The sequence below is a fragment of the Bradyrhizobium archetypum genome, assembly GCF_013114835.1.
Taxonomy (GTDB): Bacteria; Pseudomonadota; Alphaproteobacteria; order Rhizobiales; family Xanthobacteraceae; genus Bradyrhizobium; species Bradyrhizobium archetypum.
This window is the reverse complement of record NZ_JAAVLW010000010.1, coordinates 109,509-135,966: the sequence shown is the minus strand read 5'-3', so window position 1 is coordinate 135,966 and position 26,458 is coordinate 109,509. Positions and strand designations below refer to the sequence as shown.

Sequence of the window (26,458 nt, the reverse complement as noted above, 5' to 3'; positions counted from 1 at the left end):
TCGCAGGATTGAATCGCTTGAGGTGACGTCCAATTCTACCAGGCCTTTGAAAGGGGGACGCCCGTTCCCCCGTTCGAAATGAAAACAATGCGCCGTGCCCTGTTTGATCATCGTATCCGCCAGATGCGCGCGGCCTTTGCCCCCTTTTTCCAGGAGCTGGAGGAGATCAAAAGGAGGCGGACGACTTCAGCGCAGGGTCGATGCGGGCACTGCCCAGTGGGAAGAGTATGATCAGGAAAACCGGCGCTGGACGTCACTATGGCGAAGAGTTCGCAGAGCGCCGCCTGGAGGCTGAAGCCGCGCTCCTCCTGGTTCGAAAGGCGTTCGTGATCGTGATCTACCACGTATGGGAGCGTGGTGCGCGGCGATGCGTGCCGCAGCCGAGAAAGAAGCCAAAGCATGCTGATCTGGTTGCCGCACTGACAGAGGCGTTGATTGTCATTGACAAAGCGGGCCTGGAGGAACTGAGGCTTCTGGCAACTGCCTAAAGCATAACAGCGAAGATGCGCGAAAACTTTACGTGCTTCGCCGAGATCTGTTCGAGGGTGATTTCGACCCCGACTCCATTCATCCAGCAATCGCTAAGCCCTTCGTGAATATCCGATTGGGCCGACAAGGTGATGCTGACCGGCGACAACGTGGAAACACTATTCAGTGGTTCAGAACTCTCGACCCAAATAGCCGCTCAAGGGGGAGCAATGGCCAAAAAACAAAGCATTCCGAGGCGGCTTCCAAATACCGCGCGTTCAATAATCTCACACTCGATATGATCATTGCGGACAATCTGTTTTACGCCGATCCGAGCACATTCAATGATCCGTTCGACGCTCGGCCGTCGCTCAACACCAATCTTCCTGCCACAGATCTTGAGCGCGCGTTACGCCAGCTCGTCGAGCGGCGAGCCGAGATGAAAGCCGCGGCGAAGATAATCAGGTACAAAGGTCCGAAAACCCTGGATCATATCGAACGACTCAGCCGGCTCCAGGCCGATCGGGTCATTTCGGAAATCAGCTACAACGCCACCGATCCAAGATATGAAATAGATGATCCCCTTCAGTTTCTGCTCGGCAACTATCTGGAGAAGGAGCTGCTGCTGCAATACGACAGGGCATTGTATCCATGGCTCAGCGCGCGACATGCCCGTTGATGTGGAGCCACTATGGTGACCAGCGTCACGGTGTTTGCATCGGCTATTCGGTGCCGTCCGATGCACTCGATCATCTCGATAAGGTAAAGTACGGCGCACGCGGCTTGTATCGATTCCAGCAAGATCCTGACGATGCTCGACGGCGACAAGGACGCTCGTCGTCAGGTAGACGAGGCTGTCCAGTTGCAAAAAGCGTCAAGTTGGCGATACGAGCAGGAATGGCGTTTGATCGGGTTGCGCTGTCCCCCAGCGTCCGAGGTATCGGCCTTCGCGACCACGATTCGGACCTCCGCCTCCGCGCGCGAGCAGATCCTGGATCGCCGTCGACACGATGGCCGATGCGATAGAAGCTAGCGCCGCTATTCCCCCGTTCATCCATCAAGGAAAATACCCGCTGTACGAAATGGAAGTGCCGATTTTCGATTTAGACGATCATAGACGGCTGGCGGAGCAGAAAGATTTTAACCTAGTGAGTAAGGCCCTATCGGTACAACACTGCACGTGGGCAATAGCACGCCGGGTCTTGTTGTGTCGGTGAGTTTTGTCCTCCCGCGCACCGGGCCGAGACTTGTCCTACAATTTTTTCTCCGTGGCGCGGAATGGCGCTTTGAAGCCGACGGCGCCCGGGCTGACCTGGGCGCATCGCCGGGTGCAAGAGCTACGGATGCGCTGGGTTGAGCACGGTTGGGCAATTGCCAACAGGGTGACGGGCGTCAGGAAGGCAAAGAGCTTTATCGAAAGCTAGGGTTCAGACTCAATTGCCCCAATAGTCGACAATGGCGGCGAGGTGGACGGCAGCCAAGAAGTTTTTGGCAAGTTTGTCATAGCAGGTTGCGACACGCCTGAAGTCCTTGAGCCGGCAGAAACGCCGCTCGATAACATTGCGGCCTTTGTAGTGCGTTCGCTGAAGCTATGGAGGGGCACCCGTTGGATTTGTTTGGAATGACAGACTTCGCGCCGCAGCTGACGATTTCGGCGCAAAGCCGTTGCCATCGTCAAAAGGACTAGCCCTGCCGCAATATCGGCATCTTGGCCTGGAGTGAGATGAAATGCGCAAGGTTTGCAATCACGGTCGCTCAGCGCGTGGATTTTCGTGGTCCGGCCACCGCGCGAGTGGCCGTTCGCCTGTTCATGCTCCCGCTTTTCTGCCGCTGGCCGAGCGATGCGCTTTGATCGAGGTGGAAGATGGACAAAGTCACGCCGTTCTTGCCGCAGCCGGCGAGCGCTTCAAAGATCGCCTGCCAATATCCGCGCTTGGCGCAGCGATTGAAACGATTACAGATCGTCGCGTAAGGGCCATAGTCGGACGGGCAGTCGCGTCACCACGCGCCGCACTGAAGAATATGAATGATGCCGCTGATAATGCGTCGATCGTCATCGCGCGCCGGGCCGGTCTGGTTCGTCGGCAGATGCGGCTGTAGCTGAGCCCACTGCTTGTCGTGGAGCCAGAACAGTCCTCGCATCGAAGTCCCCCGCACCAAACCAGCTCGGCGCGAGGGAATCAGAGTTCGTAATTAGGTGCAGACCCCAGGGCGCCTCGTGCATAAATCCTGCTTGGTGCGGCTTACTCGATATCCGCTCTTCCCGATACCGACCAAATACCGCAGCGGAGCAAATGGCGCGATCAGGTTGGCTGAGTACGAAAAGCCGCAACTGAGGCTTTGCGGCCCCTAAACGTGTTAAGGACTACGGAGAGCCAAGAACCTTCTGCTCGTGGCCATCTCGCGTGCCAATCGCAGGGTTGTCGGTCGCCCGCGGCCGCGCGAGAAACGGCCCGCTGCTGGAAGTGTCAGCTCAGCAGCTCGACGCTGCCGGTGTCGAGCCGATAAAGAGCGCCGACGACCTTCAGCTTATTCTGCTCAACTGCCGCGTTCAGAATCGGGGTTGCCGATTTCAGCTTGTTGACGTTGTCCACCACATTTTGCCGGATCGCGTTGGCGAGTGAATCCCCGCTTTGCTGCGATGACGCCTTGACCGCGGGTGCAAGTGCGGCGATGAGGGCCGGGATGTGCCCCGGCGGCGGCTTGTCGTCTTTCAGCGACTGGATCGTAGCATCGACGGCGCCGCAGCGGTCGTGTCCGAGCACCAGGATCAGCGGCGTATTTAGTACCGCAGCGGCATATTCCATGCTCGCGACCGTGTCATCGTTGGCGAAATTGCCTGCAACGCGGCAGACGAACAGATCGCCAAGTCCACTGTCGAATGCAAATTCGGGCGCAATACGCGAATCGGCACAGCTCAGGATCGCGGCATGTGGATTTTGTCCACCGATCAAGACTTCGCGTTCGTGCTTAAAACCGTGGCACCGCGACGCGCCCTCGACATAGCGCGCATTGCCTTCCATGAGTCGCTTCAGTGAAGCATCCGGCGAGAGCACGTTGTCGGGCTTGGGTGGTGCTTTCGCCTCCTTCGCGTCAGCAATCCTGTCGCCAAGCAGCACGCCAACAGCCGAAGCAGCGAACAACATTAGGGAACGCCGAGACGGCGCGAGCAGGTGAGGTAGATTCGAAGAGCAGTTTTCACACATATTTTTCCTAGCCTGTGCGGTTTACAACGTCTGCGTCAAGAGCGCCTGAAATGTGGTTGTAAGATGTATGGATTACGTGAAAACGTCACGCGTGGCGAGCGGTTAGGTGGGCTTGATGCCCGCACTGGACAGATGAACGCTCAATGGCATCGGCCCCCCGTGTTTGCGCAAGAAACGCGCCGCCAGCAGATTGCTTCGAGGCGCCATTCAATTGCCTCCATGGCGCAATGGAAGTCATATCGAGCAGTTGAGGCGTCTGCCTTGGGTCATTCTCGACCGGGTCGAGGCAGCACAAAGGCCGGCCATATCCGTTATGCCACAAAGCGGAAGTGAATTCGGAGTATTGGCGCCACCGCGACGGGCCGTTGTGGGTTGATCGCACCGCCGTGACTCCCGAACCGGAGTTCCGAACCATGCGCGACGAACTCAGTGACTGACCATGGGACACTATAAAGAAATCCGCGTCGCGCGGATCGCGAAGAAGGATGCCGACGCGTCGCTGATCACGCGGTTGCATTACAGCAAGACGGTCGACAATTCATTCCTCGCGCTCGGCGTCTTTATGCGCGGGCCGGCTCGAAGGCGCGATGGCATTTGGCCCGTCGATCGATAAAAGCCACATCCAAGGGCTGGTGCGCGATACGCCATTGGAATGGATTTCTCGAGTTGAACCGGCTGGTGTTCTTGGAAGCATTGCCGCGCAATAGCGGAAGCCGCGCGCCGGTCCGGTCCCCTTCTCTTAGCCAAGGTGATAGTCAGCTCGGCACCAAGCGCCTCAATCAGCGTCTTGTTCAGCTATTTGAAAAGCCCGTCCGCACCTGTGAGGTCTTTAGGCTTTTCATTGTTAGCAAGCAGTGATCCAGTAGTTCAGGTGTAAACGTCGTGTCGGTCGTCATGTGAGTCTACTCGCTGAGGTAAATTCACAGAAAACCTGCTTACACAGACTTTCTGATACCCTCTTGAGCCGGCATCAATTCGGACGAAAGCAGGAGATCAAGCAGTCTTCGTTAGCCGACTGACCTTGGCAACTCACTCGCTCGACTTCGACCAACGATTCCTTCAGCATGAGAATGCAAGTCTCAGCCCCGGCGGCATGGCCCCAGCGCCTGCAGTTGGTATCTCGGGCTGACCCAAAAACCAGCTGTCCATCTGGCGTCAGCATCTGCACCAACTTGCGGATAGTCGCGCGCATTTCGGCCACCCCTCCAAGGTAGTAGAGGACTTCGGCCAGTACGATCAAATCAAACCGCTCGACGGTCGAAAACTGCTGAACGTCCGAAGCTATCCAGGTTATGTGCGACCACCGTTTCGTCCGCAGGCGAGCTCGGGCAATCGCTTGCGGCATAACGTCGATGACTGTGAGCCGTTTGCAATGAGGTGCTAGTATTTCCGTAAATGCGCCGGCCGCGCACCCGACCTCAAGGGCATGGGAAATCACCCCTTGCGAGCGCGATAGCCGGAGCATTTGCGAGTAACGCTCGCGTTCGAATGGGTTACCGTCGAGCCGCCACGGATCGTTGGCGGCTAGTTCCTGCTCTAGGGATTGATGTCTGCTGTCCGAACTCATGAGTCGCCTACCTACTGAGAATGCACGATCGGATGCCCGTGCCGATGCTGTCAAACGGGACCAGCCTCGAAGAACTGCGCGAAAGCTCCGTCTCCCTGGGTCTACGAGGATTGAAGAGCCTCCAGTCCAGCTTTTCGCAGACCTCAGAGCACACCTCTTCAGTCCCAATCCAGTACGGCGCATACAAGGACGCAGCTGGGCAATCATCCGTTCGTGCTTGCGCATCGTCCAGCAACTGTGTTGAAACCAACAAGTCGTTTCACACGCATTTTCCTGCTTGATGCGCGAGTTAATCGGCGTCTGACTATGGGGATTGCGACAAAATTGGCAAATCTATTGTTTTGATGGGACGTATCCATTCCGAGAATTGGTCCGCGAAGAACGCGTTCGCGTTAAGCGCATGATGGCCGGCCGCCTGACGTAGCAGCACATGCTGAAAAGCCTCACGAGGTTCGTCCTGTGAAGTTCCTCGCCGGGCATCGAATGCCTCGAAAGCTCACGTCAGACGCAGAGCTGGACGCGCTCGAACGCTGCTCGCGGCGAACGGGATCGAGCCGATGCCACTGCTTGATGAAGGCAAGCGGCGGCTCCTCGATGATCGCGTCAGTTAACCGCTCGACACGATCCGATATTGGGTAGCCTGAAACGGAGGCGCCCATCAAACGTGACTAGAGCTAGGTTCAGAATGCTCAAGAGGAATCCGAGTCGTGCAGCGTTCCGGCTGGTACCCGTCCAGAATTAGGTGTGGCACAACTTATTGGAAGAGGCGAGGTGATTAAGTCAATTCGTCAGAATTCTGACGTTCGATTGACGACACGAGCCGGGTGCCCCATGACGACAACTGCAGGTGATCAGAAGACAAGCGCAAATCCGATGCGTCGTCACGTGCCCTGCCTCGATGGACCCGGAAAGCTATGCGAACTGTCGATGCAGCGCTTCGTTGGCAGTCTGGAGCGCTCCATGCCGCTTGTAAGTTGGGCGTCGAGCATCAGAGCGACCGCCGCAATACGACTTGATGTGCAAAGCGAATTATTTCATGCTAGACACTATGTCGATCGGGCGCACGTCTTTCCGTCACAATAACTCCAGCTTGCTGAGCTATCGGCGTGGCTGGGTGGACGAGGCCGTGGCTGCGATCGAGGCCGAGCAGTGCCGCACTGCCGACACGCATCTAATTCGGCTGATCGTGCCGGCTCTCGCCGGCATCGACATCTATTTGAAGGACGAGTCAACCCATCCGACCGGCAGCCTGAAGCACCGATTGGCTCGCTCGCTGTTCCTCTACGCGCTCTGCAACGGACAGATTCACGAGGGCACGCCAGTCGTCGAGGCTTCGTCGGGGTCCACGGCCGTGTCAGAGGCCTATTTCGCTCAGATGATCGGCGTACCCTTCTATGCGGTTATGCCGCGGACGACGTCGGCCGAGAAGATCGCTGCGATCGAGCATTATGGCGGCAAGTGCCATCTGATCGACGACGGCCGCGCGCTCTATTCCGAGGCAGCGGCGCTCGCCACCCGTCTCAACGGGCATTACATGGACCAGTTCACTTTCGCGGAGCGGGCGACGGATTGGCGCGGCAACAACAACATCGTCGAGTCGATCTTCACCCAGTTGAAGGGCGAGCCGCGCCCTGTGCCGGACTGGATCGTGATGGGCGCCGGCACCGGCGGCACCTCGGCGACCATCGGCCGTTATTTGCGATATCGTCAGCTTCCAACGCAGCTCTGCATTGCCGATGTCGAGCATTCCGCCTTCTTCGACTGCTTCCGCTATCAGGACCGCTCGCGAACTTGCGAGCGTCCCTCGCTGATCGAAGGCGTCGGCAGGCCGCGCTGTGAGCCATCCTTCGTTCCGACCGTGGTCGACCGCATGATGAAGATCCCGGATGTTGCGACGATCGCCGCTATGAACGTGCTGTCGCGTCGCCTGCGCCGGCCGGTCGGCGGCTCTACCGGCACCAACTTCTTGGCACTGTGCCGGCTGGCTTCGGAGATGTGCAGCGCCGGCCAAGCGGGATCGCTGGTGACGCTGATCTGCGATTCCGGCGAGCGCTATCGGCAGACCTATTACAAGCCGGAGTGGCTAAAGGCGCGGGACATCGATCCTACGCCCTATGAGGCCGAGTTGATACTCTTCCTAGAAGCCGGGCATCTGCCCGGCTTCCCGATCGCAGACGTGACGAATCCGTTGAATGCCCGAGGTGCAGCAGGACCACGCTGATCGAAATTTACGCCTCGTCTGCACGGCGTCAGAGTTTTCAAATCGCATCGGTTTGCTAGGCGAGTGCCTGTTGTTTAGTGACCAATCAAGTGTGGCGAATCCGACAAAATTCTAACAAAGGCCTCCACTTTGGTGAGTGACGCTCTATAGCTGAGCTAAATGTGCATCTCGTAATTCTTGCGCGCATTTGTTGCAAATGTGAAGCGACGAATAACGCTCTCGCAAGTCGTTGAATTTACGAGCTCTCAAAATTCTTCCTTGCACCAACTGGTTTGACACGTGCATTCGCGGGGTGATCGTCTGGGCGATTATCGCGGAACTCGCTTTCCATGACCCGTTAGAAATTGGGCAGGGGGATTTCGTACAAGACCCGCGATGCATCTTGGGCTTCGCACCTGCGCTTGGACCCGCACTCAGGAGGCGATCGAGCGTTGATAACGGGGCTCTACGAAAATGTGCGTCAAGGCCATTCAGGAGCATGATGGACGAAAGTGTATCAGTGTTGATGCTTCAAGGATGCCCGTCCATTTAACGACAACTATCAGACGAGTTTCCTTTCGGCGCCGTCGACGCACATCTCAACTTCAGGCCGAGATCCATCACACCCACCTCAGCGGCCGACCGGAGACAATATTTGGGCCAAGCAAGCATTGGCCGCACCTAGAATGAAACAACTGTATCGATTCCTTGGGTTTGTTTCTTTCTCGACGCCGCAGTCTGAAAGTTCAGAGACGAAGAGGAAAGCCGGTGAGTTAATCGTCGACTTCATCCATTGGATGAATGAACCGAGTTACGACGGAGATCATGGGGTCGGCATCGCGGCGGCCCTGGGGAGCTTGCCGAGGTTGCTTGGCGCGAGAAGGTGGGGCGCGCCGTCCGCTTCGAACAACGGCACCATCCGACTGAGGGCGATAGATATGCGGCTTTCGCTGTTGGCACGTGTTTTGAATGTCGGACCCTACCCAGAACAGCTCAATGGGAGACGAGGTGATACGTTACAAGATCGTGTGAAGGATCGTTAGTCATCTGCGATCTCAACGTGCGACATTTGCTAACCTGGACGCCCAATGCATCCGACGAAAGCCTATGTCGTGTATCCTTTGCTTTCGTTCAGAGCCATTTGTCTTGCACACTTGTAACTCTGACGCCTAGATTGAGACCTGGAAATCACATATGCGAGCGGAGTCGGACATCAAATGTGCGAACGCAAACAATCGCGCAAGCGCCGTCTGGACAATGGTGCTCGGCTTTGCCGCCGATCCGTTGATGCGGTGGAGTTGGCCTGACGCAAGGCAATATGTTCAGAGCATGCCTCAGTTCATCAACGCCTGTGGCGGACGAGCATTCGAGCATGGCACAGCGTACATCACGCGAGGGATTCGCGCCGCGGCCCTGTGGCTCCCTCCCGGCGTGCAACAAGATGAGGCGGCGCTGGACGAAATCATGGCGCAATCCCTGAGCCCGAGGATTACCGAGGATATGGCACACCTGCGGCGGGGAATGGCCGAACATCATCCGCCCGAGCCACATTGGTATCTGCCTCTCATTGCCACCGATCCGAACTGGGCAGGAGAGGGGCTTGGCACATTGCTAATGCAATACGCTCTTCAACAATGTGATGAGGAGGGCATTACTGCGTACCTCGAAAGTTCGAATCCTGAGCACATTCCCTTTTATCAACGCCACGGCTTCAAGGTCATTGGTGAGATACAACATGGGTCTTCGCCGCCGCTCACGCCAATGTTGCGAAAGGCTGCTAGCTCGAAGGGTTGGCCCAGCGCTTTGGGGCAGCCAGAAAGCCGTGCTGCGGCCGCAGCTGACGCTCGGTCCCACAACCCAGCCCTTCTATGACAGCAAGCGCGCTGATTTCCAGAAGATCTACGCCGAGCTTGACGCACAGAAAAAAGCCGTTGGAAGGGCCCCAAGCATCATCACCTAGCGCTGAGTCAACTCAGTCCCAGGTTCACACTGCGTGGTGGCGCGGGTCTCTTAAATATGAATGTTACGACGGTTGTTGTAGTGGGAAAGGCGGCCTTTGGCATGACGGGATAAACCGGAATGGCCAAAGAAGAGTTACTCATCGATACGAGTGCGCTGATGCCGAATGATACGAGCGCTATAGACCGAAGCGGAAGCTTTCAGTCTACCGGGTGCTAAAGGCCCGTGACCTGATCACGGCCCGCTGGCTTCGGATTTCGGACGTCAATAGGCACTCTAGCGCGAGAGCCCCCAACTACATCCCGTGTCGAGCGGCCTGCGTCGACAGGTGCTCCGCCTCGGCAAGCGGATAGCGCGGGTGGCCGCTAAGCACTTTGCTCAACAAGGACTTACAGAACGCAGGCGTAAGCTTGCCGCGGTGGACCACGACGTTCTCGTGACCCGTTGCGGCCCGGGCGTTCTGCCACTGCCGATTGTAGCCGCGCTGTTTATTGGATTTGACGTGGCTAGCGGCGAACTCGGCGTCATCTAGCGTGGCCAATTGCCGCGCAAGTACCGGCCGGTTCGTGTGGATGTGTACCCACATCGGACTCGGCATTGCACCATTACTCAGCGCCTTGGGTTGGAGCTTGAACTCAAACAGCGTCCCTGGCTCGCCCTTCAACGGGCGCGGTACATCCGCAGGCGCCAACTCCTCGGCCGCCCGCAAGTATTCAAGGTGCTTCTGCGAGGGAAAGGCGTAGGTCTTCATGCAATCAATAATAGTCGTGGCCTTTCGCTCTTTCTCAGCTTTGGCCAGCCCCTTCGCCTGGGACAACATCATATTGAGCCGGACTATTTTGTCGTGCACTTCGGGCACTTGCGCAGGCGTGAGTAGGCCACTTCGACGAGGCTCCTCCAACGCGGCCACACAGGCCTGCATCTCGGCGGCCTGTATCTGCAGGCGCTCAACCACGGTGTCTACGACGTGGTCAGCGTCCTCGGGTTTCATCTGGCGCGCTTGCGAGACGGCCCTTTGCTGTCCAGCCAGATCGAATTGCAAAAGTTCGTCCAAGCGCTTGAGTAGTGGCGTCAGTGCCTCAATCGACGCGGGGGCCTGCCAGATAGCCAAGTGTGCCGCCGCCGACGATGACGGCCTTTGCGCCTCCTCCGCGCTCACCAGCTTCTTCGTACCTAAATCCGAGAGCACGAGAACTTTGGCAGCTGGCGCTGTGGCCTTGTCGGCCGTAGCGACCGGTGGCTGCATCCTGCTGGCCGCTGAACTCCCGGCGCCCTCGACCGAAGTGCGCTTGCCTCTGCGCTTCCTGCGCGTTGTTGTGCCTTCGGCCTCAACCCTGCCGGTAGTGTTGGCCGGTATCGCAGCCTCAGCGTCGGCCGGCGGTCTAATAATGGCTGGGGTCTTCGGCTGCAGTGACAAGAGGCGCTTGGCCTCATGCGCCGTGACCCACGCACCTTCCACAATCTGGCCCAACAGTTCCAATGGGAGGTCGGCACCTGCTCCGAGAGCGCTTAGATTTCCGACGACGTCGTGCAACGCCAACGCAAATTCCGAAAGGCGCTCCATGACGCCTTCCAGAACGGCGCAGTGCTCTGCGTCCAGCGCGCGTCCTTCGCCGTTTAGAACGGCGCCGCGCGTCGAGAGGAATGCCGGAAAAAAATCCTCGATAAAGGTTCCCAGCAGACGCACCTGCCCGTTCTCACCTATGAGGATGTTCCTCACGGCTGGTTCGAACGTGCTCGCCAGCGGCTCAATCATGACCTGCGCGAGAGCGACCCGCGATTGCAGATGCATGCACTTCGTATACAGTGCCCAGCCGGTGTGCAGCCGCAGTGCGGCCTCTTCGGTCTGCCGCATCTCGGCCGTTGTACTTGGTAAGTTGGCGGTGGCGGCGCAGACCGACTGCATCCGTTCCGAGCGCAATGCCTTCTTTCCCCACCACTCCATGCACGCCTCATAGTGGTTGGCCACACTGGAAACCGCGCGGCGCAGCTGGTCGGGGGAAGGGTTGAATTTGAGTATCCGGTCGAGCGCGTCGGCCGCACTCTTCCTGCTCTCCTCCAAGGCGTAGATAGTCGGGGTGGCCAGTGTGTTGCATTGGTCCCCCGCATCGAGCGCCTCGTTCCGGAGTCGGCGAGCTTGATCGTCGGACAGAATGCTACGCGCTACATGCGGGGGCAGGCTCGCGCTGTAGTCCAGAACTTTTGAGCTTGCCTCGACGAGCTGATCGATCAGCTCTTGCGCCTCCGACGAGTTCTGCGCTTGCATGGCCGCCTTACGGCAAGCGTCAAGTTCCTCAAGCAGGCGGTCCATTTGTCGCTTTGTTGCTTGGATCTCGTCGCCTGTCGAGGGAATGCGGACTGCCATACCCGAAGTGCGCGGCTGGCTGCCAGAGCGCATCCCCTCCACGACGGAATCGAACCGTTGGCTGCCTTCCTCAAGCGCAAGACCTGACTCCGAGCGCGAGCTGCTCAACGTGCTGTCGGCGCCATCAGCCCCAACGTGCGATTTGCCAGGTCGGTCAATACCCGTCATGTTCCAACCTCCGATACAGGCGAGAATGCGCAGCCCATCCAGGTAGATGGCCTGGCTGACAATAAGCTGACGAAGCGCATTCTCCCGGATGCACAAAGAAAATCCGAAATCACCCTGGCTTCCAATTCCATGGAAGATGCCGTGTTGGTAGTATCCCGAGTCACAAGTTCGCATCGTAGCTTCGCGTTGATGTGCCAAAGATGAGCGCTGGCAACAGCGACGGAGGTCTGATCGCGGTCCAGCCACTTGCACCCTTGATACAAAGCGACATGACGAGCGTGCCGAACTGAAGTCGCTAACGATGCTGCGAAAGAACGCGCTAGCGCTGGCTCTGAGAGCTCGGATCGTGCTGACCTGCGCGGAGGGCGGTCAGAACGAGGAAGTGGCGGCCAGCGAACCTGTGGTGAGCTGCCCCGAGACGATTTCGCAAGCTGGACCATAGCCGCTCGATTTGCCAGCTCTCGATGAGAGTAGCCGGCGCGCTCTTTTGTCCAACCCGCAAAACCAACGCTTAGCGCGGGTGAGGGCCATGTAGGCGATGAGTCTTCTTGAGCAACCTGAAGTGCTGCGGGTGTTGTGACCCACTCGCAATCCGGTCTCGTTTCGCGTGATCTATCTTCTTCGGACCAGTCTACATGAAGTCATCGTCGTCCCAATCCGGCGTGGTATTTGGAGCACGCTGGGCCCCGCTGGTATCACTGCCGTTAGTGTCAGTAGCTTTAAGATACAATGGAGGCTTGTTTTTCCGCTGCCATTCACCATCATCATTCTTCGTCCACTTGTTAGGATGCTTGGTAGGGTCAAGCACCATCATCGAGTCACTCACCTCAACAAAACCCAACGCCCGCGCGCGCGCCTTTGCTTCGTCATTGACAGAATGAGAGAGGAGCAAAGGCCGTTCGCCGTCGAGCCGAAGCTGATGCTCCAACAGAATATCGCCTGCGTTCTCGACGAGGGGATGAGTAACCCGAAAATCTACAGTGGATGTGAGTTCGGTCCGTCCCGGAAACTGTTCCCGCCAGCGCGCGCGTGCCTTTTCGTCTTTGAACACATCATTCATGCTAGCTCCGCCTTCCGTTCTCAGAAGTCCAACACTCTTGTTGCCTAACTGATAGCTGAAATAGCGTGCGTCTTTCGAGCCAGATTGCCTGCCGTGGTCATAGGCAACTTGTGCTGTGCGTTCGGCCTTCGAGGATATGGGACGCGAGTATATATGTGGCTTCGCGGCGATATCATCGATTTCATCGCCATAAAAGTCCCTCACCTTTTCGTCGAATTCAGACCTTTTGATCTCCACCACAGGAGGTCGGCGATCGAGGGAGTACGAGGGTGTTGCTGCCGAAGACGAAGGAGCGCTCGGCGCTGCCATGTGCATCCCAGCAAACATCTCCGCAAAGCGTTGGCTATCTGCATCAGATTGGGCCTGATTGGTGCCGGAATATCTCATTTCATCAGCGTCAGAAGCGCCGGGGTAGCTGTTGATTCGGCCATACATGGTGATTGGGTTTCCTATCGGTGAAGTGTTCTTGCACTCAGTTGAGGCTCGTGGGCATGGCGAAGTTGATAGTCAGCCTAGCTGACGACCAGCTGACGCGCAGGGGTTAAGCGTGTACGATCCGGCGTTCTACGCCAAGGCCATGCTATGGCGAACGCGCCCGCGCGCGCGGCTCGTGCGAAAGCGGTTGTAGGCTGGCCTGTCCGGTATCGGCATTTCCAGCAAGTGCGAGCGATAGGCCGAGATTGTTGCGCAACATCTGATTGCCTGGCGCCGCTGCGAGAGCCTCGCGATATAGCTCTTGTGCCTCACCATGACGCCCCTCGGCGTCGAGGACGACCCCTTTTGCGTTCATGGCACGCAAATCACCGGGAACTGTAAGCAAGATCTTGTCGGCTACCTCAAGTGCTTCTCGCGCGCGTTTCTGTGCCAGAAGTGCCTGCGTAAGCGAGATTGCCGCATCGACATTGTCCGGCTTTTGCTTCAGAGCCTCGCGCAAACTCTCTTCGTCGGAAACTCGGAGGAGGGCGTGTGCAATGCGCTCGCGCATAGCAGGATCGATGTCCTTGGCACCCAGCAACTCTGGCCGCGGCGTCTCTTGAACGGAGATAGCTTGATGATCCAAGCTGGCGCAACCACCAAGCGCAAGAGTGGCGAATAAAGCAAAGAGAGCTAAGCGCGAGGGCGGATGGAATGCATACAATCGTGCAGCGAATGTTGTTGTAGGTGAACTCATGCCGTCCATCTCACGAGCGACTGCTGTGCTCTGTTAGCCGTTTGTGGCAAGCAGGGTGCGTTGTTCGCCTGTCGGAGCTTTTTCCTTGGCACCTGTAAGCTTGAGCGACCCCACCGGCTGTACCGTGAAATCGGAGGCGAGATCCTGATAAGACAGAACAGGAAGATCGATCCCGTTGCGGGTGAGGAAGCCGCGGACGAAGCGTCGGATATCCAGCGAACTCAGGATGACGGGCTGGCTCTGACCTGCTGGTACGCCCGAATGAATTTGGCGCACTTGCGTCAGCAACATCTCGCTATGGCGGTCCTCAAGCGCGAGGTACGGCCCGACGGCGGTCTCTCGAACTGCACTGCGAACCACATCCTCGGTTTCACGTTCGACGATAAAGGCGGGCAGAACGCGGTGAACGTTGGCATGGCGATAGCAGATTTGCCGTTTTAGCCCGGAACGGACATATTCGGTGAGCAGGACGGCGTTTTGCTCCCGTTCGCTCCATTCGGCAAATGCTTCCAAGACCAGCCGGGTGTTCCGAATCGGGATGCCCTCGTCGAGCAGGCGACGTAGGACATCGGCGATCCGGGGAACTGGAGTCGTGCGCAGCACTTCCTTTACCAGGTCGGCATATTCCTGCTCCATCCGGGCGAGCAATTGTCGCGTCTCTTGAATGCCTACCAAGCGCTGCGCATATCGCGTCAGTACGGAACTGACGCGCAGGGCGATGATTTCGCTCGGACGGTGATGCCCGATTCCGGCCGCTTTGAGAGCCGGTGCATGGCTCTGTTCGATCCAGATCCGGTCGGTGTCTGGATCTTGCCGATAGGGGATGCCGCTCAATTCAATGTTCGCTCGGTCGTCGGTGAGCGCGAGCTGCGTCGGATCGACACGATCCCGTTCAACCGGTACTCCTTCCACATCTAGCCTGAACTCGGATTGGGCCAAACGTTGATCGACCTGGACTGGAATGCGGGGAATCGTGATGCCAAGATCGGCGGAAACCAGTGCCGAAACGCGAGCGATGTGCTGCTCAACTTCCTCTCTGTCAATCGCGTTTACTAGGTTAGGTGCAAAGAAAATTGCAACGGGAAGCGCCTCCGCAGGTATGGTTTGCCTTTGAGCCTGCGCTGGTGTTGAGGTCGGAGCACTAACGTTGGCGCCCGTCTTGGAGCTCGTGTTTGCGCCTTGCACACCGCCTTTGACATAGCCCGCCCCGGCAAAAAGTGCGGCCAGCATGAGAAACGGGGGCAAGGGGAAACCAGGTATCAACCCCATGAGAAGTAAGACGCCGGCCGCTAGCCGCAATGCCTGGGTACTGGCCGTGAGTTGGTTGATGATATCGGCACCAAGCTTGAGCTTGGAAGGACCATTTACACGTGTGACGATGGTTGCGGCCGTAACCGACAGCAGGAGCGCCGGAATCTGAGAAATCAACGCATCGCCGATGGTGAGCAGCGTATATTGATGCAACGCCTCATCGACGGACATGCCCTTGGAGAGCAGTCCGATGCTGATTCCTCCCAGCATGTTGATGCAGATGACTATGAGGCCGGCAATGGCATCCCCTTTCACGAACTTCATGGCGCCATCCATTGCACCGTGAAGTTGGCTTTCTCGCTCCAGTGAAGCTCGCCGGCTGCGTGCCTCGTGCTGATCGATATGACCGTTGCGTAGCTCCGCGTCGATAGCCATCTGCTTGCCTGGCAGAGCGTCGAGCGTGAATCGTGCCGAGACTTCAGCAACGCGCTCGGCTCCCTTCGCGAGAACCATGAACTGCACCATGGTCACGATCAGAAATATAACAATGCCGACCGCGATGTTCCCTGATATTACGAACTCACCAAACGTGTGAATGATGCTGCCGGCGTCTCCCTCAGCGAGAATCAGCCGCGTTGTCGCGATGGTCAGCGCCAGACGAAAGACGGTAGAGATCAGGATGACGCCGGGCAAGGACGAGAAATCCAGTGGCGTACTGAGATAAAGAGCAACCATCAGGAGCAATACGGCAAAGCCCAGATTGAAGCCGATCAGCATGTCGACCACGACGATCGGCATCGGCATGATCATCATTCCGATTGCCAGAAGCAGCATGAACGCGACCATGAAATCCGGGTGGAATGGCGCGCGCACGATAAGCTTACGAAGAAGGTGTGGCATGGAGAGCCTTCTTATTGTTGTTGCGTTGGGGCTATCATGCCACGCAAGGACACATAGTCTTGGAAGACTGCCCGCGCCTCGTCCATACGGCCGGCCCGTCGTAGCGCGTGACTGCGGAGAAGCGTCAAAGGCAGACGCGAGGAGGGCTCGTCGTCAAGCGTGTCTAGTTTATCAAGCACCGCAAGTGCTTCATCGCCAAAGCCCTCCGAGATGAGAGCATAGGTAAGAATGCGAAGCAGGTCGACGTCTTGCGAGTAGTCATGGGCAATGAGCCGCAAAAGAGCGAGAGCTCGTGCGCTCTGTCCACACGCAAGGTGGACGAAGGATATTGCGCAGACCAAATCGCGCTCCTGCCCAGAAATTGGTAACACATCGCCGGTTTTGGAAGCATCGGCCGGCGGCGGTGGACTGGCGAACTGCGCTCCGAGGGAGTCTATCATGCTAGCCCTTGATCAAGCTGTTCTGGTTTTGCCGAAGCAGGAGAAGCCGCCGGAGCTCTTGCTGCAGCGCGTCGATCCCGTCACGCACCGCCGAATCTTCCCGTCCGGCCTGTAGCCTTCCGGCCAAGCGCTCGAGAAGAACACCATGCTTCTCTGCTCGCAGCACGTCCGGATCACGCAGGCGTGGTGTCACGAAGGAGAGCAGGCCAGTTGCGAGATTGCGGCCATAAAGTGAAGCGAGTGCTGCACGGGGATCGAGCTCAGCTATCCGTACGCGCCTGTCGTTGAGACTGACACGCGAGACGGCATCGATATCGTTGACGTCAAGCGCGGCCTCGATTGGCAGATCCGGTGCCTCAGTATCCGGCCAAACCGACCCGTGCCTCTTCGCGCCATCGCCATCGGTGCCATGGATCTCTAAATTATGGACTTGAAGGACGGCCGGCTTGTTCGCTGGCTCATGGTCGTGGGTGTTGAGCCTTTGCGAAGAGGTGCCAAGTCCGACAGGATGCGGGGGCAACTTGGTCATGACGATCTCCTTTCCTCGGCGGTGGAGCTCTAATAGGGGAGAGCAGCAAGCCGTCCATTCCGGCTGAGCAGTACGCGTCCCGCTTCGATTCGATCAACCGTCCATCCATCGTTCAACAGCGCGCCCACGAAGTACTTTTGCCCACCAATAAGAAGATAAGGGTGGGCTCCGCGCCACACCGCCTGGACAGCAATTGAGGAGGGCGGCTTATCCTCCTTCACGGTCACTCCATTTACGAGTGTCAGCGACCCGTTTGTGTGCTGATCGAACCATTGCTGAACCTCCTGCCATTTACTGATTGTCGCAGGTGTCACTGTGCCCTCGGCGCTGACCACGCCTGGCCCAGGACCGATTTTGATGTTGAGAAGTCCCGCTTTGTAAACCTCCTCTTGCAGTTGTTCGGCGGCCGCATGGAGAGGGCGATCATCAGGACCATTGAGCGTCAGCTTGGGTGGAAGTGCGGCAACAGGGGGCGCATCGGGGCTCAGTGCACCGGCACTGCCGTCGAAGAGGAAGCTGATTGCAAGAGTGGCGATCCCGACGGAGCTCAGCAAGACCAAGGCGGCTGCTATTATCGAGACACGCAACAGGCCGATTGATCCTTGTCCCGAATCCTGTGTGCAGCGAATGGACATCATTCCCGCATGAACGACGGCAGGAAGAGAAATAACAATCCGTTTGCCTACGGCAATATCTCCGTTTCCTTCTATACTGACTCCGGCTGCTAGGGCCTCGATCTCCATCGAATCGTGCAGGGGCGTGAGACGGAAGTGATTGGGCTCGAGCCCCTGTTCGATGAAGACGATATCGGCATCGAGGCCACTTCCGATAAGGCTCGTTCCGACGGGCGCTTCACCGGTCACCCCAGAATAGAGCCCTGATAGCACTTCGAAATGAACGGAGGCGGGTTCATTCACGGAGAGTCTCCTGAACAACGAGAAGCCGTACGGCGTTGCCGTACGGCTGGTTCCGAATTCGTTAGGCTGTAGAGAGCATCCAGCACACGAAAAGAGCGGCCGCGAGCCCCTCTTGCAGCGCTAACTCACGCGCTCGTCGGCAACCTTCTTTTCGGACGAGAGCTCGGTCGTAATTCTGCGCATCACGATGCTGTTGGCCTGAGCTTGCTTGCTGACACGCTCGAGCTCGGCGAGCTGCGCGGCGAAATCGCCAGCACCCGTAGCACCGGTTTGCTGATTCGTCGCGACTTCGGATGCGGCGGGGGAACCGCCAACGGGGGAAACCATATCGACTCACCTTTCTGTTTGGAAGTTAGTGGTACTGATGACCTGCTTCACGCCTAACCAGCTGGGGTAACGACGGCAGGAAATGAAATCATTACATGCGCGCCCGGCGCGCCATTCAAGAGCGTCAATTCGCCGTTGCCGTGGCTACACTGCGGCGTCTTTCCTGCGGCAGGGCCATTATCCTTGGCGACCTTGTCAGCATCAGCCTTCTCAGGCTCCAATTTGTGAATAACCTTCTCGAAGGCTTGGTCGAGTACCCCACCAACAGCGGAACCAATCGCCGCTCCCTGCGGCCCACCGAGGTATCCACCAGCCGCGCTTCCGATCATTTCTCCAATCATCGCATTCTCCTGTGTTCATCTCTACTACGCTCAATAGACGACTCATCGCCTAGAGGTCAGCACTGTGATCCTAGGAGGATTACCTTTCGAGAAGCTGACGAGTACCACAAAGGCCGGGGAATGAGTCGAGGGGGCCCGATTTTTCTCTCGCCGAACAATGTGTCGGTACTCTCGGCATTTTGGCCGACGTTGGCGCGCACGCAACTGCGCAGGTTTTGCATCTCAAAGGTCAAGTGCTCCTAGTAGTGCTGGAGCGCGCCGCGACAGTGGAGCTGTGCCAGGTGTCGGGCTGAAGGAGCATGCCTCCTGAGCAGATGACTGCAGGCTGGATCGCCTGGTGCGTCGTAACGCCGTGGACAAGTTCTCGAGATATCGCCGGCCGCGGCGTACGCCGATATTTATTAGTCAAAAGTACGCAAGCGGACGGTGTAACGCCCAGCGCGCAATCGGGCGAACAAAAGGCGACGTGTGCAAGTGCGAGGCCTCGCAACAAGAAGCAAAACGAATTTCGAACAGATGTCTGTTCCGATTATGGCCCTCCACGGCACCTGAAGACCGTCTTGAGCATTCACGCGAGAGGCTCGACCGGCGTCCTTCAGAGAGCGTGGTCGCTCGCCGGCCGCGCGTCCAAAGATGTCGTTGTTGCGACGCCCGTCATAAGGAGCGGTTCGTCGTGATCACATGCTCTCAACATTCAGGTGACACGACGACTGATGTGCTGGTGGCAATTATCCTATCGTCAGCTTTTCGACAGGTACTCCAGATACATTTCCTGCGACTTGGATACGCTCGACGTGAGAGTCCCGATTCCCGAGGGGCAAGGGGGAGAAGTGGTCCGCCGATCAAGGCTATTGTCACCTGCAACCAGAAACGCGAGAGCGCCTGCTGCTGGCCGTGACCTGGGATTGGTTTTGAAGGGCCTCGGCGCAACGTGCCAAGTTGATTGTGCGGGTGGTCCTCGCAGTCTGTCGCTTCCTTCAATGCAATAGGAGTGAATGAAAATGCCGTATCTTCCCGTGGTGGGCGGTTCCAATCCGGCGATAGGGCTCGTGCCTGACGGCGTGCCCGCCGTTCCAATGTTCAACGTCGCGCTGGGGCAGTACGCCGGCGCTGCCGGTGTCCCGGTGGGGGCCTACCAGTACCTGCCGGTAAATAGTCCGGTCGTTGTCGCTCCCGCCGTACTCAGTCCAGCCTACGTTGCTCCAACCCTTCTCGCCCCGCCGCCGCCTCCCCAGTTCGCGTCGGTCCCCCAGAACCAAAGCCCGTCGTCCGCAATTGATCCGGTGTGGACGAATGAGGTCCATGACGGCAAGGCCACGATCCACCTTGGCGATAAGTACACAATTACGGCGGACGAGAAGGACGGCACCTGGACTGTACGCAACAACGAAACCGGCCACGTCACGAAGATCCATGGCGATCCTCACTTCGATGCTGATGGGGACGGGAAGGACGACTTTGATTTCAAGAAAGGGATGACCCTGCAGCTCGACGATGGCACGAAGATCACCGTCGATACGGCTGACTATGGCAACGGCAAGAGCATCTCATCGAAGCTCACCATCACAAATGGCAGCAACGCCATGGTTGTCGAGGGGCTCGGTGACGATAAGGATGGTGCCAACAATCTTAAGGTGACGCAGTCAAACGCTGGCCTCACTCTCGATGCGCTGACATCAGATGGTTCACAGACGATCCACGAGCAAGGTCAGGGTTGGGTGGACGGCGCCGGGCGCGAGGTGGATCAGGCGAGTATCGATGCTGGTGAAGAGGGGCGCGCTCCGGGCGCCGGCTCTCAGTCCCAGTACACTCCTCAGCCGCTCGCTACTCCATCGTACTACTACTATACTCCAGTTTTCGTTCCTCCTCCCCCGCCTGTGTCGATGACCCCAGTTGCGGTTAACCAGAGCCCGCCACCGAAAGCTAGTCCGGTGTGGTCGCATGAGGTCCATGACGGCAAGGCAACCATTCACCTTGGCAACAAGTATACAATCACTGCCGACGAGAAGGACGGCACCTGGACCGTTCGCAACAACGAAACCGGCCATGTCTCGAAGATTCATGGCGATCCTCATGTCGATGCTAATGGAGACGGCAAGGACGACTTTGATTTCAAGAAAGGCATGACCCTGCAACTCGATGATGGCACCAAGATTACCGTGGATACGGTCGACTACGGCAAGGGCAAGACCATTTCGTCCAAGCTCACCATCACGAATGGCGACAACGCCATGGTTGTCGAGGGGCTCGGGGACGACAAAGATGGTGCCAACAATCTGAAGGTGACGCAGTCCAATGCTGGCCAAACCCTCGATCAGCTGACGTCGGATGGTGCACAGACGATATATGAGCAAGGTCAAGGGTGGGTCGATAGATCCGGATGGCAGGTCAATCAGGCGAGCATTGACGCCAATGAGCAGGCCGCCGGGTGAGGCCGATCTGAGCGCCATTCAAAGAATGGGGAGCGGGCGCTGTCGCCCGCTTTCCCATGCTCCTCAACGCGCGCAGGGAAGCACCTCCCTTGGGGTGCCCATGCATTATCCGCGCTCTTACGCTTTCGATGATTTGATTGGCATTTCTCTGCCGGTAACAGTCTGCAACGAAGGCACGACTGGATGAGTGGGGGCCATCTCGAGGAGCGAGAGCTGACCCAACCTCAAGTCGACATTGCGCAGGGTTCTGCCAGTAGTTCCTTGTAAGGTCGATTGACAAGAGGGGACGCGCCTCGGCGCCCGGTGCGCGGCGAATACCAAGCGGCAGCAATGCGCGATTCATCGTATTTGCGGCCAAGAGCGACGCGCCGCCTCGTTAGGCGCGTCACCAGCCGCTAACAGCGCGCGAGGACAGGAAGACCCTGTTTGGTCTCTCAATCCTATAAGAGACCTTGCGACGGCGATTGCCTGAAGCAACGCGAGTCCGTTCGATATGTGAGCCGGACGTCTTGGACTACCAAGATACGGATGACCGGAGTAGCCCAAAGCGAGAGGAGCCTAAGTTGTCATGCCAAGCTTACCGCAACCTGTCTGAGCGACCAGGCACCATTGAGGTGCGAATCCTCCGGCTGCTGAGAAGCTCCACTCCGTCCTCTTTGCTCATCGTTGCATGGATGTGCATTTGCGCTCGTTGCTTCTGACTCGATAGGGCCGAATCAAACATCCTCTTCTGTGTCGTCCATGGCAGAGTCTAGATCGGCTTGCGCGTCGCTGACAATTTGCATTGCGAGCATGCCAAGAGCCATTTCGAAAGCTTTGCGTTGTTGCATGCCCTGCGAGTTGGCCTCATCGGCCCCCTCGGTTCCGTCCGCGCCGTTATTGCCTCCTGCTGCTCCGATATTGGGTGCACCTGCGTTCATGTTCGTAACACCGCCTATAGATAACCACCCTCTCATCTTAGCAACGTTAGCTTTCGAGAACCTGACGAGGCTCAGGGCGTTCATGATAAGCCATTGGAGGCCGCATCGATGTTCCGTCAGGTGCGGCGTTGGTGGTCTGCCGAAGGAAAGCTAGTGCTGGTCGAGGAAGAGTGTCGCGGCTGGCAAGATGGTCTCGGTGGACGCTAGCGCGGCGGCAATCCGAAAGGCGTGTTCATTAGAAAAGCTCCTGCAGGGCAGCAGCTCTCGGCAGTGGCCGCCAGGAAGGGGCCTCTGACTTGGTGGCGCCGCGACAGGCTTTAGATGTTTCCCGGCGGGCGCCAGCTGCGGCCGCGAAATGGTGGAGCAGTGCCTCTGGCGCGAGATCGGGCCTGCGGTATGTGGCGTCGCAGGATCTACGCAAACGCGAGGCGGCGAGTTGTCGTGCGTTTCGTGCACAACGTCGCGTTCGCAACATGTTGGCAGATACCAAACAAATGCGGCTTTAGCTTTCGAACAGAAGGTAGGCGACGCGCTTCGTTTCGCGTCCAGCTGGCCGCGCAGCGCCCTGTGCGCGGAAGCATCAGGCGATTGGCCCGGCTTTTGCTCCCTTGTTTGCCAACGGCGTGCGGCTCTCTGCTTTGTCGGGATCGGCCGCTGCAGAATGCCAATCTCTATGCGACCGAAGGCGATGCCATGAAGAATTGGAGTTCATTGACAACCAAGGTGCTAGGCACGGCCACTGTTGCAATGGCCTTGACGACGCCCACCGCGCTGGCGGTCGAATACAAAAAGGATAATAGCAGCAATCCTAGCTTCTGGGACGTTCCTGAAGAACGGAGCGTGCTTACCCAGATCACAGTCACCTCGGAACGACCAGCAACCTTCACGCTTCAGAACGGCCTACAGGTGGTGGTGATCCCTGATCATCGTACGCCGGTCGTCACGCAGATGATATGGTATAAGGTCGGCTCCGCCGATGAGGCGCCGGGCAAGTCGGGGCTTGCGCATTTCTTCGAACACTTGATGTTCAAGGCACAGCCAAGCATCCGCCCGGCGAATTCTCCAAGATCGTGCAGCGCGTCGGCGGCGACGAGAACGCCTTCACCTCGACGGACTACACCAGCTATTACCAACGTGTACCGCGCGACCAGCTGACGAAGATGATGGAATTTGAGGCCGACCGGATGACCGGTCTCGTTCTCCAAGATGAGAACGTGCTGTCCGAACGCGACGTTGTGCTCGAAGAATTCAATAAGAGCGTCGCCAACAATCCCGACAGGCGGTTCACTGAGCAGATCAGGGCGGCGCTTTACCTCAACCACCCCTACGGCCGCCCCAATCTCGGCTGGCGCCAGGAGATCGAAAAGCTCGACCGCGAGGACGCGCTCGCGTTTTATAAGCGCTTTTACGCGCCGAACAACGCGATCCTGATCATCGCCGGCGACGTCGATCCAAAGGAAATCCGCCTGATGGTGGAAAAGAATTTTGGCGATATTCCAGCGCAGCTCGCGATCCCAGCGAAGCGCGTGCGGCCACAGGAGCCGACGCCCGAGGCACCCCGCACCGTGACGCTCTCCGATCCACGCATCGAGCAGCCCACCTGGCGCCGCTACTATCTCGTGCCATCGGCTTCCACAGCGCCCGTAGGCGAGAGCCCTGCGCTCAACGTGCTCGCGCAAGTGATGGGCGGCGGCACCAATTCCTATCTCTATCGTGTGCTGGTGATCGACAAGCAGCTCGCCATCAGCACTGGCGCGAGCTACCAGAGCACCTCGCTCGATCCCTCGCAATTCGTGATTTCGGCCACGCCGAAACCCGGCGTCCACTTTGCCGAGATCGAGAACGCGATCGACGAGGTGATCGCCGACCTCGCACAAAATCTCGCGCGCGCCGAGGATCTCGAGCGCGTCAAGACCAAGCTGATTGCGCAAGCGATTTACGCCCAGGATGATCAGGTCATGCTTGCGGTCCTGTATGGCGGGGGGCTCACGACTGGGCTCAGCGTTGAGGATATCGGAAGGTGGCCCGACCGCATTCGCGCCGTCACGGCCGAGCAGGTGCGCAAGGCCGCGCAGCAATGGCTCGACAAGAAACGTTCGGTAACGGGCTATCTCATCAAGGAGTCTGCGCCCAAATGCGAGGAGAAGCGCCCGTGACCTATTCCTTCACACGCCGTGCCGTCCTCGGTGGGGCTTCGCTCGCGATAGCCACGCTCGGCTCTGCACCATCGCTTGCCGCGACCAGGATTCAGCGCCTGGTGTCGCCCGGCGGTATCGAAGCCTGGGTCGTGCAGGGTGCCACCGTTCCGCTGATCGCGATGGAATATGCCTTCCGCGGCGGAGCGACCCAGGACCCCACAGACAAGCCGGGCGTCGGCCATATGGTTGCGAGCCTGCTCGATGAAGGGGCCGGCGATCTCGACTTCGAGGCCTTTCACGAGCGGCTCGACCGCCGCGCCATTAAGCTGAGCTTTACCTCGAGGCGCGACCAGTTCCGCGGCTCTTTGCGGACGCTTAAGGACAACAAGGACGAGGCTTTCGATTTGCTGCGGATGGCGCTGACCTCGCCGCATTTCGATGCGCTCGATGTTGAACGGATCCGTGCTGCGGTGCTCGCGAACCTTCGGCGCGGCTCCGTCCATCCTTCAACGCTCGCCAATCGCAAATTCCTCGAAGTCGCTTTCGGCGATCATCCATATGCCCGCCAGGCCGGAGGCACCCTCAAGAGCGTGCCGAAAATCGACGTCGCCGATTTGAAGGACTATGTCCGCCGCGTGGTCGCCAAGGACACGCTCAAGATTGCGGTAGTGGGTGACGTCGATCAAGAGACGCTTGGCAGACTGCTCGACAAGACGTTTGGTAGCCTGCCGGCCAAGGCGGAGTTGACAGAGGTAGCCGATGTGATCGCGGCCAAAGCGCCGCAGTGCGTCTTCATTCCGCTAGACGTGCCGCAAACGGTCGTAACGTTCGGCGGTGCTGGCGTCCGCCGCAGCGAGCCGGATTTCATGGCCGCCTATGTCGTCAATCATATCCTCGGTGGTGGCGGGCTGTCGTCGCGGCTGTTCCGAGAAGTCCGCGAGAAGCGCGGGCTAGCCTATTCCGTGCATGAGGCGCTCTTGTGGATGGATCATTCCGCCGTGTTTGTCGGCAATACCGGCACCCGGGCCGATCGCGCCAGCGCGACGGTCGAGGAGGTCCAGAAGCAGGTCCGCCGCATGGCCGAGGAAGGCCCGACCCAGCAGGAACTCGATGACGCCAAGTCGTACCTGAAGGGCTCGCAGATGCTGGCGCTCGATAGCTCATCAAACCTTGCGCGGGCACTGCTGCAGTATCAGCTCGATAAGCTGCCGATCGACTATATCGAGAGGTACAGCGCGCTCGTCGATGCAGTGACGCTGCAGGATGCCGGGAAGGCGGCGCAGCGGCTGTGGGGGCAGGATCTGCTCACCGTCATCGTCGGCCGCTCCCCACTGGCCGCAGCTCAGTCGATCACCGCGCCATCGGCCACGAAGCCGCGGCCAGCGGCAGTACAACCAGGCACCGCGCCATCAGCCGCAACGCCGACGACACCCAATTAACGTTGTATATTCGTGAGGTGATATGCGACTTGACCTCTTTTTTGGGGCCGCGACAGCTTGGCAAGCGGTGCCGTCAATGCGATATCTCGGCCCCGGCCGTAAAGGTCCCACGGGCACTGTCGGAGCCGGAAGGGCTTGTTTCAAGGCACGGTTGGGTCGCGGCGATGTCCATAGCAACGAATTTGATGGTGCGCCACACGGGGTCACCATCTCGACTATGGTCGTCTCAGTGCCACACTCGGCGCGAGCGTCGAGCAAGTGCTCACGCCGGCATGGTCGGTTAAATTCGAGCCGCCATCTAAGCTTCGGGGGAAAAGCACAGCATGGAACGATGGGCACGTTCCTGCAGGCCTGCAGGCTCCATACATTTAGAATGAAGATGCTCGCTCGTCGCTCTAAGCTTCGCACGGCTGAGACGATACAGTGACGGGGGCACGGATCCTGCAGCCAGGTCGTGTGCACTCTTCGTATTCCCTTGCGCCGCCATTGCCTGACCAATTCTCTGAAAGGATGCATAATCGATTGATTGGGTCGATCATCTTGGCGGGAGCCTAAGATAGCCAAGATAGTCGACGCCGTTCGAAAGGACGGTCGCCAAATGCTCCTGCCGTCGGCGACGTCCCGAAGGTCCGCTAGCGGGACGACTATGCCCCCTGCCGC

The 26,458-nt window shown here is 58.3% G+C and carries 19 protein-coding genes and 2 pseudogenes; 9 read left to right on the top strand and 12 right to left on the bottom strand.

The features are described from left to right. Window positions 1-227: 227 nt before the first annotated feature. Together HCN50_RS28620 and HCN50_RS28615 are read left to right on the top strand one after the other, a co-directional pair. Entirely contained in the window at window positions 228-488 is a 261-nt protein-coding gene (locus HCN50_RS28620) for a hypothetical protein (protein ID WP_171583063.1), read from the top strand. A gap of 32 nt (window positions 489-520) precedes the next feature. Beyond that, the gene (locus HCN50_RS28615; RefSeq protein WP_171713217.1) at window positions 521-1,147 is read left to right on the top strand and encodes a hypothetical protein; all 627 of its coding nucleotides are present in this window, start codon (window positions 521-523) and stop codon (window positions 1,145-1,147) included. 754 nt (window positions 1,148-1,901) lie between these two features. On the opposite strand, the pseudogene HCN50_RS34860 reads toward HCN50_RS28615, so the two are convergent. Next, window positions 1,902-2,610 (bottom strand): annotated as a pseudogene (locus HCN50_RS34860) (IS5 family transposase). Between the two features lie 326 nt (window positions 2,611-2,936). Next, complete coding sequence (locus tag HCN50_RS28605; RefSeq protein ID WP_171713216.1) at window positions 2,937-3,674, bottom strand: carbonic anhydrase; 738 nt, start codon at window positions 3,672-3,674, stop codon at window positions 2,937-2,939. 439 nt (window positions 3,675-4,113) lie between these two features. On the opposite strand from HCN50_RS28605, the gene HCN50_RS28600 reads away from it, so the two are divergent. Continuing rightward, window positions 4,114-4,287, top strand: a complete 174-nt coding sequence (locus HCN50_RS28600) for a hypothetical protein (protein WP_171713215.1) — start codon at window positions 4,114-4,116, stop codon at window positions 4,285-4,287. Window positions 4,288-4,644: 357 nt separating this feature from the next. Here HCN50_RS28600 and nodS read toward each other — a convergent pair whose 3' ends face one another. Then, window positions 4,645-5,241: a nodulation methyltransferase NodS gene (gene nodS, locus HCN50_RS28595; RefSeq protein WP_171583059.1), complete on the bottom strand. Its 597-nt coding sequence runs from the start codon at window positions 5,239-5,241 to the stop codon at window positions 4,645-4,647. Between the two features lie 1,048 nt (window positions 5,242-6,289). Between nodS and HCN50_RS28590 the strand changes: the two genes are divergently transcribed. From HCN50_RS28590 to HCN50_RS28580, 3 genes are all read left to right on the top strand, one after another. Continuing rightward, window positions 6,290-7,462 carry a PLP-dependent cysteine synthase family protein gene (locus HCN50_RS28590; protein ID WP_171713298.1) on the top strand — a complete coding sequence of 391 codons (1,173 nt, stop codon included), beginning with the start codon at window positions 6,290-6,292 and terminating at the stop codon, window positions 7,460-7,462. Window positions 7,463-8,127: 665 nt separating this feature from the next. Then, window positions 8,128-8,484 (top strand): hypothetical protein, encoded by a 357-nt coding sequence (locus HCN50_RS28585; RefSeq protein WP_171713214.1) that lies wholly within the window; start codon window positions 8,128-8,130, stop codon window positions 8,482-8,484. A gap of 151 nt (window positions 8,485-8,635) precedes the next feature. Further along, the gene (locus tag HCN50_RS28580; protein ID WP_171713213.1) at window positions 8,636-9,313 is read left to right on the top strand and encodes a GNAT family N-acetyltransferase; all 678 of its coding nucleotides are present in this window, start codon (window positions 8,636-8,638) and stop codon (window positions 9,311-9,313) included. A gap of 382 nt (window positions 9,314-9,695) precedes the next feature. Here the strand turns inward: HCN50_RS28580 and HCN50_RS28575 are convergent, their stop codons facing one another. The 8 genes from HCN50_RS28575 to HCN50_RS28540 form a co-directional block, all read right to left on the bottom strand. Further along, window positions 9,696-11,933, bottom strand: coding sequence for a T3SS effector XopP-like protein (locus HCN50_RS28575; protein ID WP_171713297.1), 2,238 nt, complete (start codon window positions 11,931-11,933; stop codon window positions 9,696-9,698). Window positions 11,934-12,564: 631 nt separating this feature from the next. Next, the gene (locus HCN50_RS28570) at window positions 12,565-13,428 is read right to left on the bottom strand and encodes an Effector protein NopP (RefSeq protein WP_171583057.1); all 864 of its coding nucleotides are present in this window, start codon (window positions 13,426-13,428) and stop codon (window positions 12,565-12,567) included. A gap of 145 nt (window positions 13,429-13,573) precedes the next feature. Next, a complete protein-coding gene (locus HCN50_RS28565) occupies window positions 13,574-14,164 on the bottom strand; it encodes a tetratricopeptide repeat protein (RefSeq protein ID WP_171713212.1) in 591 nt (196 codons plus the stop codon). Window positions 14,165-14,197: 33 nt separating this feature from the next. Then, entirely contained in the window at window positions 14,198-16,315 is a 2,118-nt protein-coding gene (sctV, locus tag HCN50_RS28560) for a type III secretion system export apparatus subunit SctV (RefSeq protein ID WP_171713211.1), read from the bottom strand. A 441-nt stretch (window positions 16,316-16,756) separates the two neighbouring features. Continuing rightward, on the bottom strand, window positions 16,757-17,284 hold the full coding sequence (locus HCN50_RS28555; protein ID WP_171713210.1) for a hypothetical protein: 528 nt from the start codon (window positions 17,282-17,284) through the stop codon (window positions 16,757-16,759). A 29-nt stretch (window positions 17,285-17,313) separates the two neighbouring features. Continuing rightward, entirely contained in the window at window positions 17,314-18,201 is an 888-nt protein-coding gene (locus HCN50_RS28550) for a SctD/MshK family protein (protein WP_171713209.1), read from the bottom strand. Window positions 18,202-18,321: 120 nt separating this feature from the next. Beyond that, complete coding sequence (locus tag HCN50_RS28545) at window positions 18,322-18,528, bottom strand: hypothetical protein (RefSeq protein ID WP_028350678.1); 207 nt, start codon at window positions 18,526-18,528, stop codon at window positions 18,322-18,324. A gap of 53 nt (window positions 18,529-18,581) precedes the next feature. Beyond that, window positions 18,582-18,869: a hypothetical protein gene (locus HCN50_RS28540; RefSeq protein WP_171583024.1), complete on the bottom strand. Its 288-nt coding sequence runs from the start codon at window positions 18,867-18,869 to the stop codon at window positions 18,582-18,584. Window positions 18,870-19,870: 1,001 nt separating this feature from the next. Between HCN50_RS28540 and HCN50_RS28535 the strand changes: the two genes are divergently transcribed. Further along, window positions 19,871-21,301 (top strand): DUF1521 domain-containing protein, encoded by a 1,431-nt coding sequence (locus HCN50_RS28535; protein ID WP_171713208.1) that lies wholly within the window; start codon window positions 19,871-19,873, stop codon window positions 21,299-21,301. 716 nt (window positions 21,302-22,017) lie between these two features. Here the strand turns inward: HCN50_RS28535 and HCN50_RS28530 are convergent. After that, entirely contained in the window at window positions 22,018-22,221 is a 204-nt protein-coding gene (locus tag HCN50_RS28530; RefSeq protein WP_171713207.1) for a hypothetical protein, read from the bottom strand. A gap of 840 nt (window positions 22,222-23,061) precedes the next feature. On the opposite strand from HCN50_RS28530, the pseudogene HCN50_RS28525 reads away from it, so the two are divergent. Together HCN50_RS28525 and HCN50_RS28520 are read left to right on the top strand one after the other, a co-directional pair. Continuing rightward, window positions 23,062-24,377, top strand: a pseudogene (locus HCN50_RS28525) (M16 family metallopeptidase). Further along, window positions 24,374-25,798 carry a M16 family metallopeptidase gene (locus tag HCN50_RS28520; protein WP_311968237.1) on the top strand — a complete coding sequence of 475 codons (1,425 nt, stop codon included), beginning with the start codon at window positions 24,374-24,376 and terminating at the stop codon, window positions 25,796-25,798. Before HCN50_RS28525 ends, HCN50_RS28520 begins: the two are co-directional and overlap by 4 nt. Window positions 25,799-26,458: the final 660 nt, after the last annotated feature.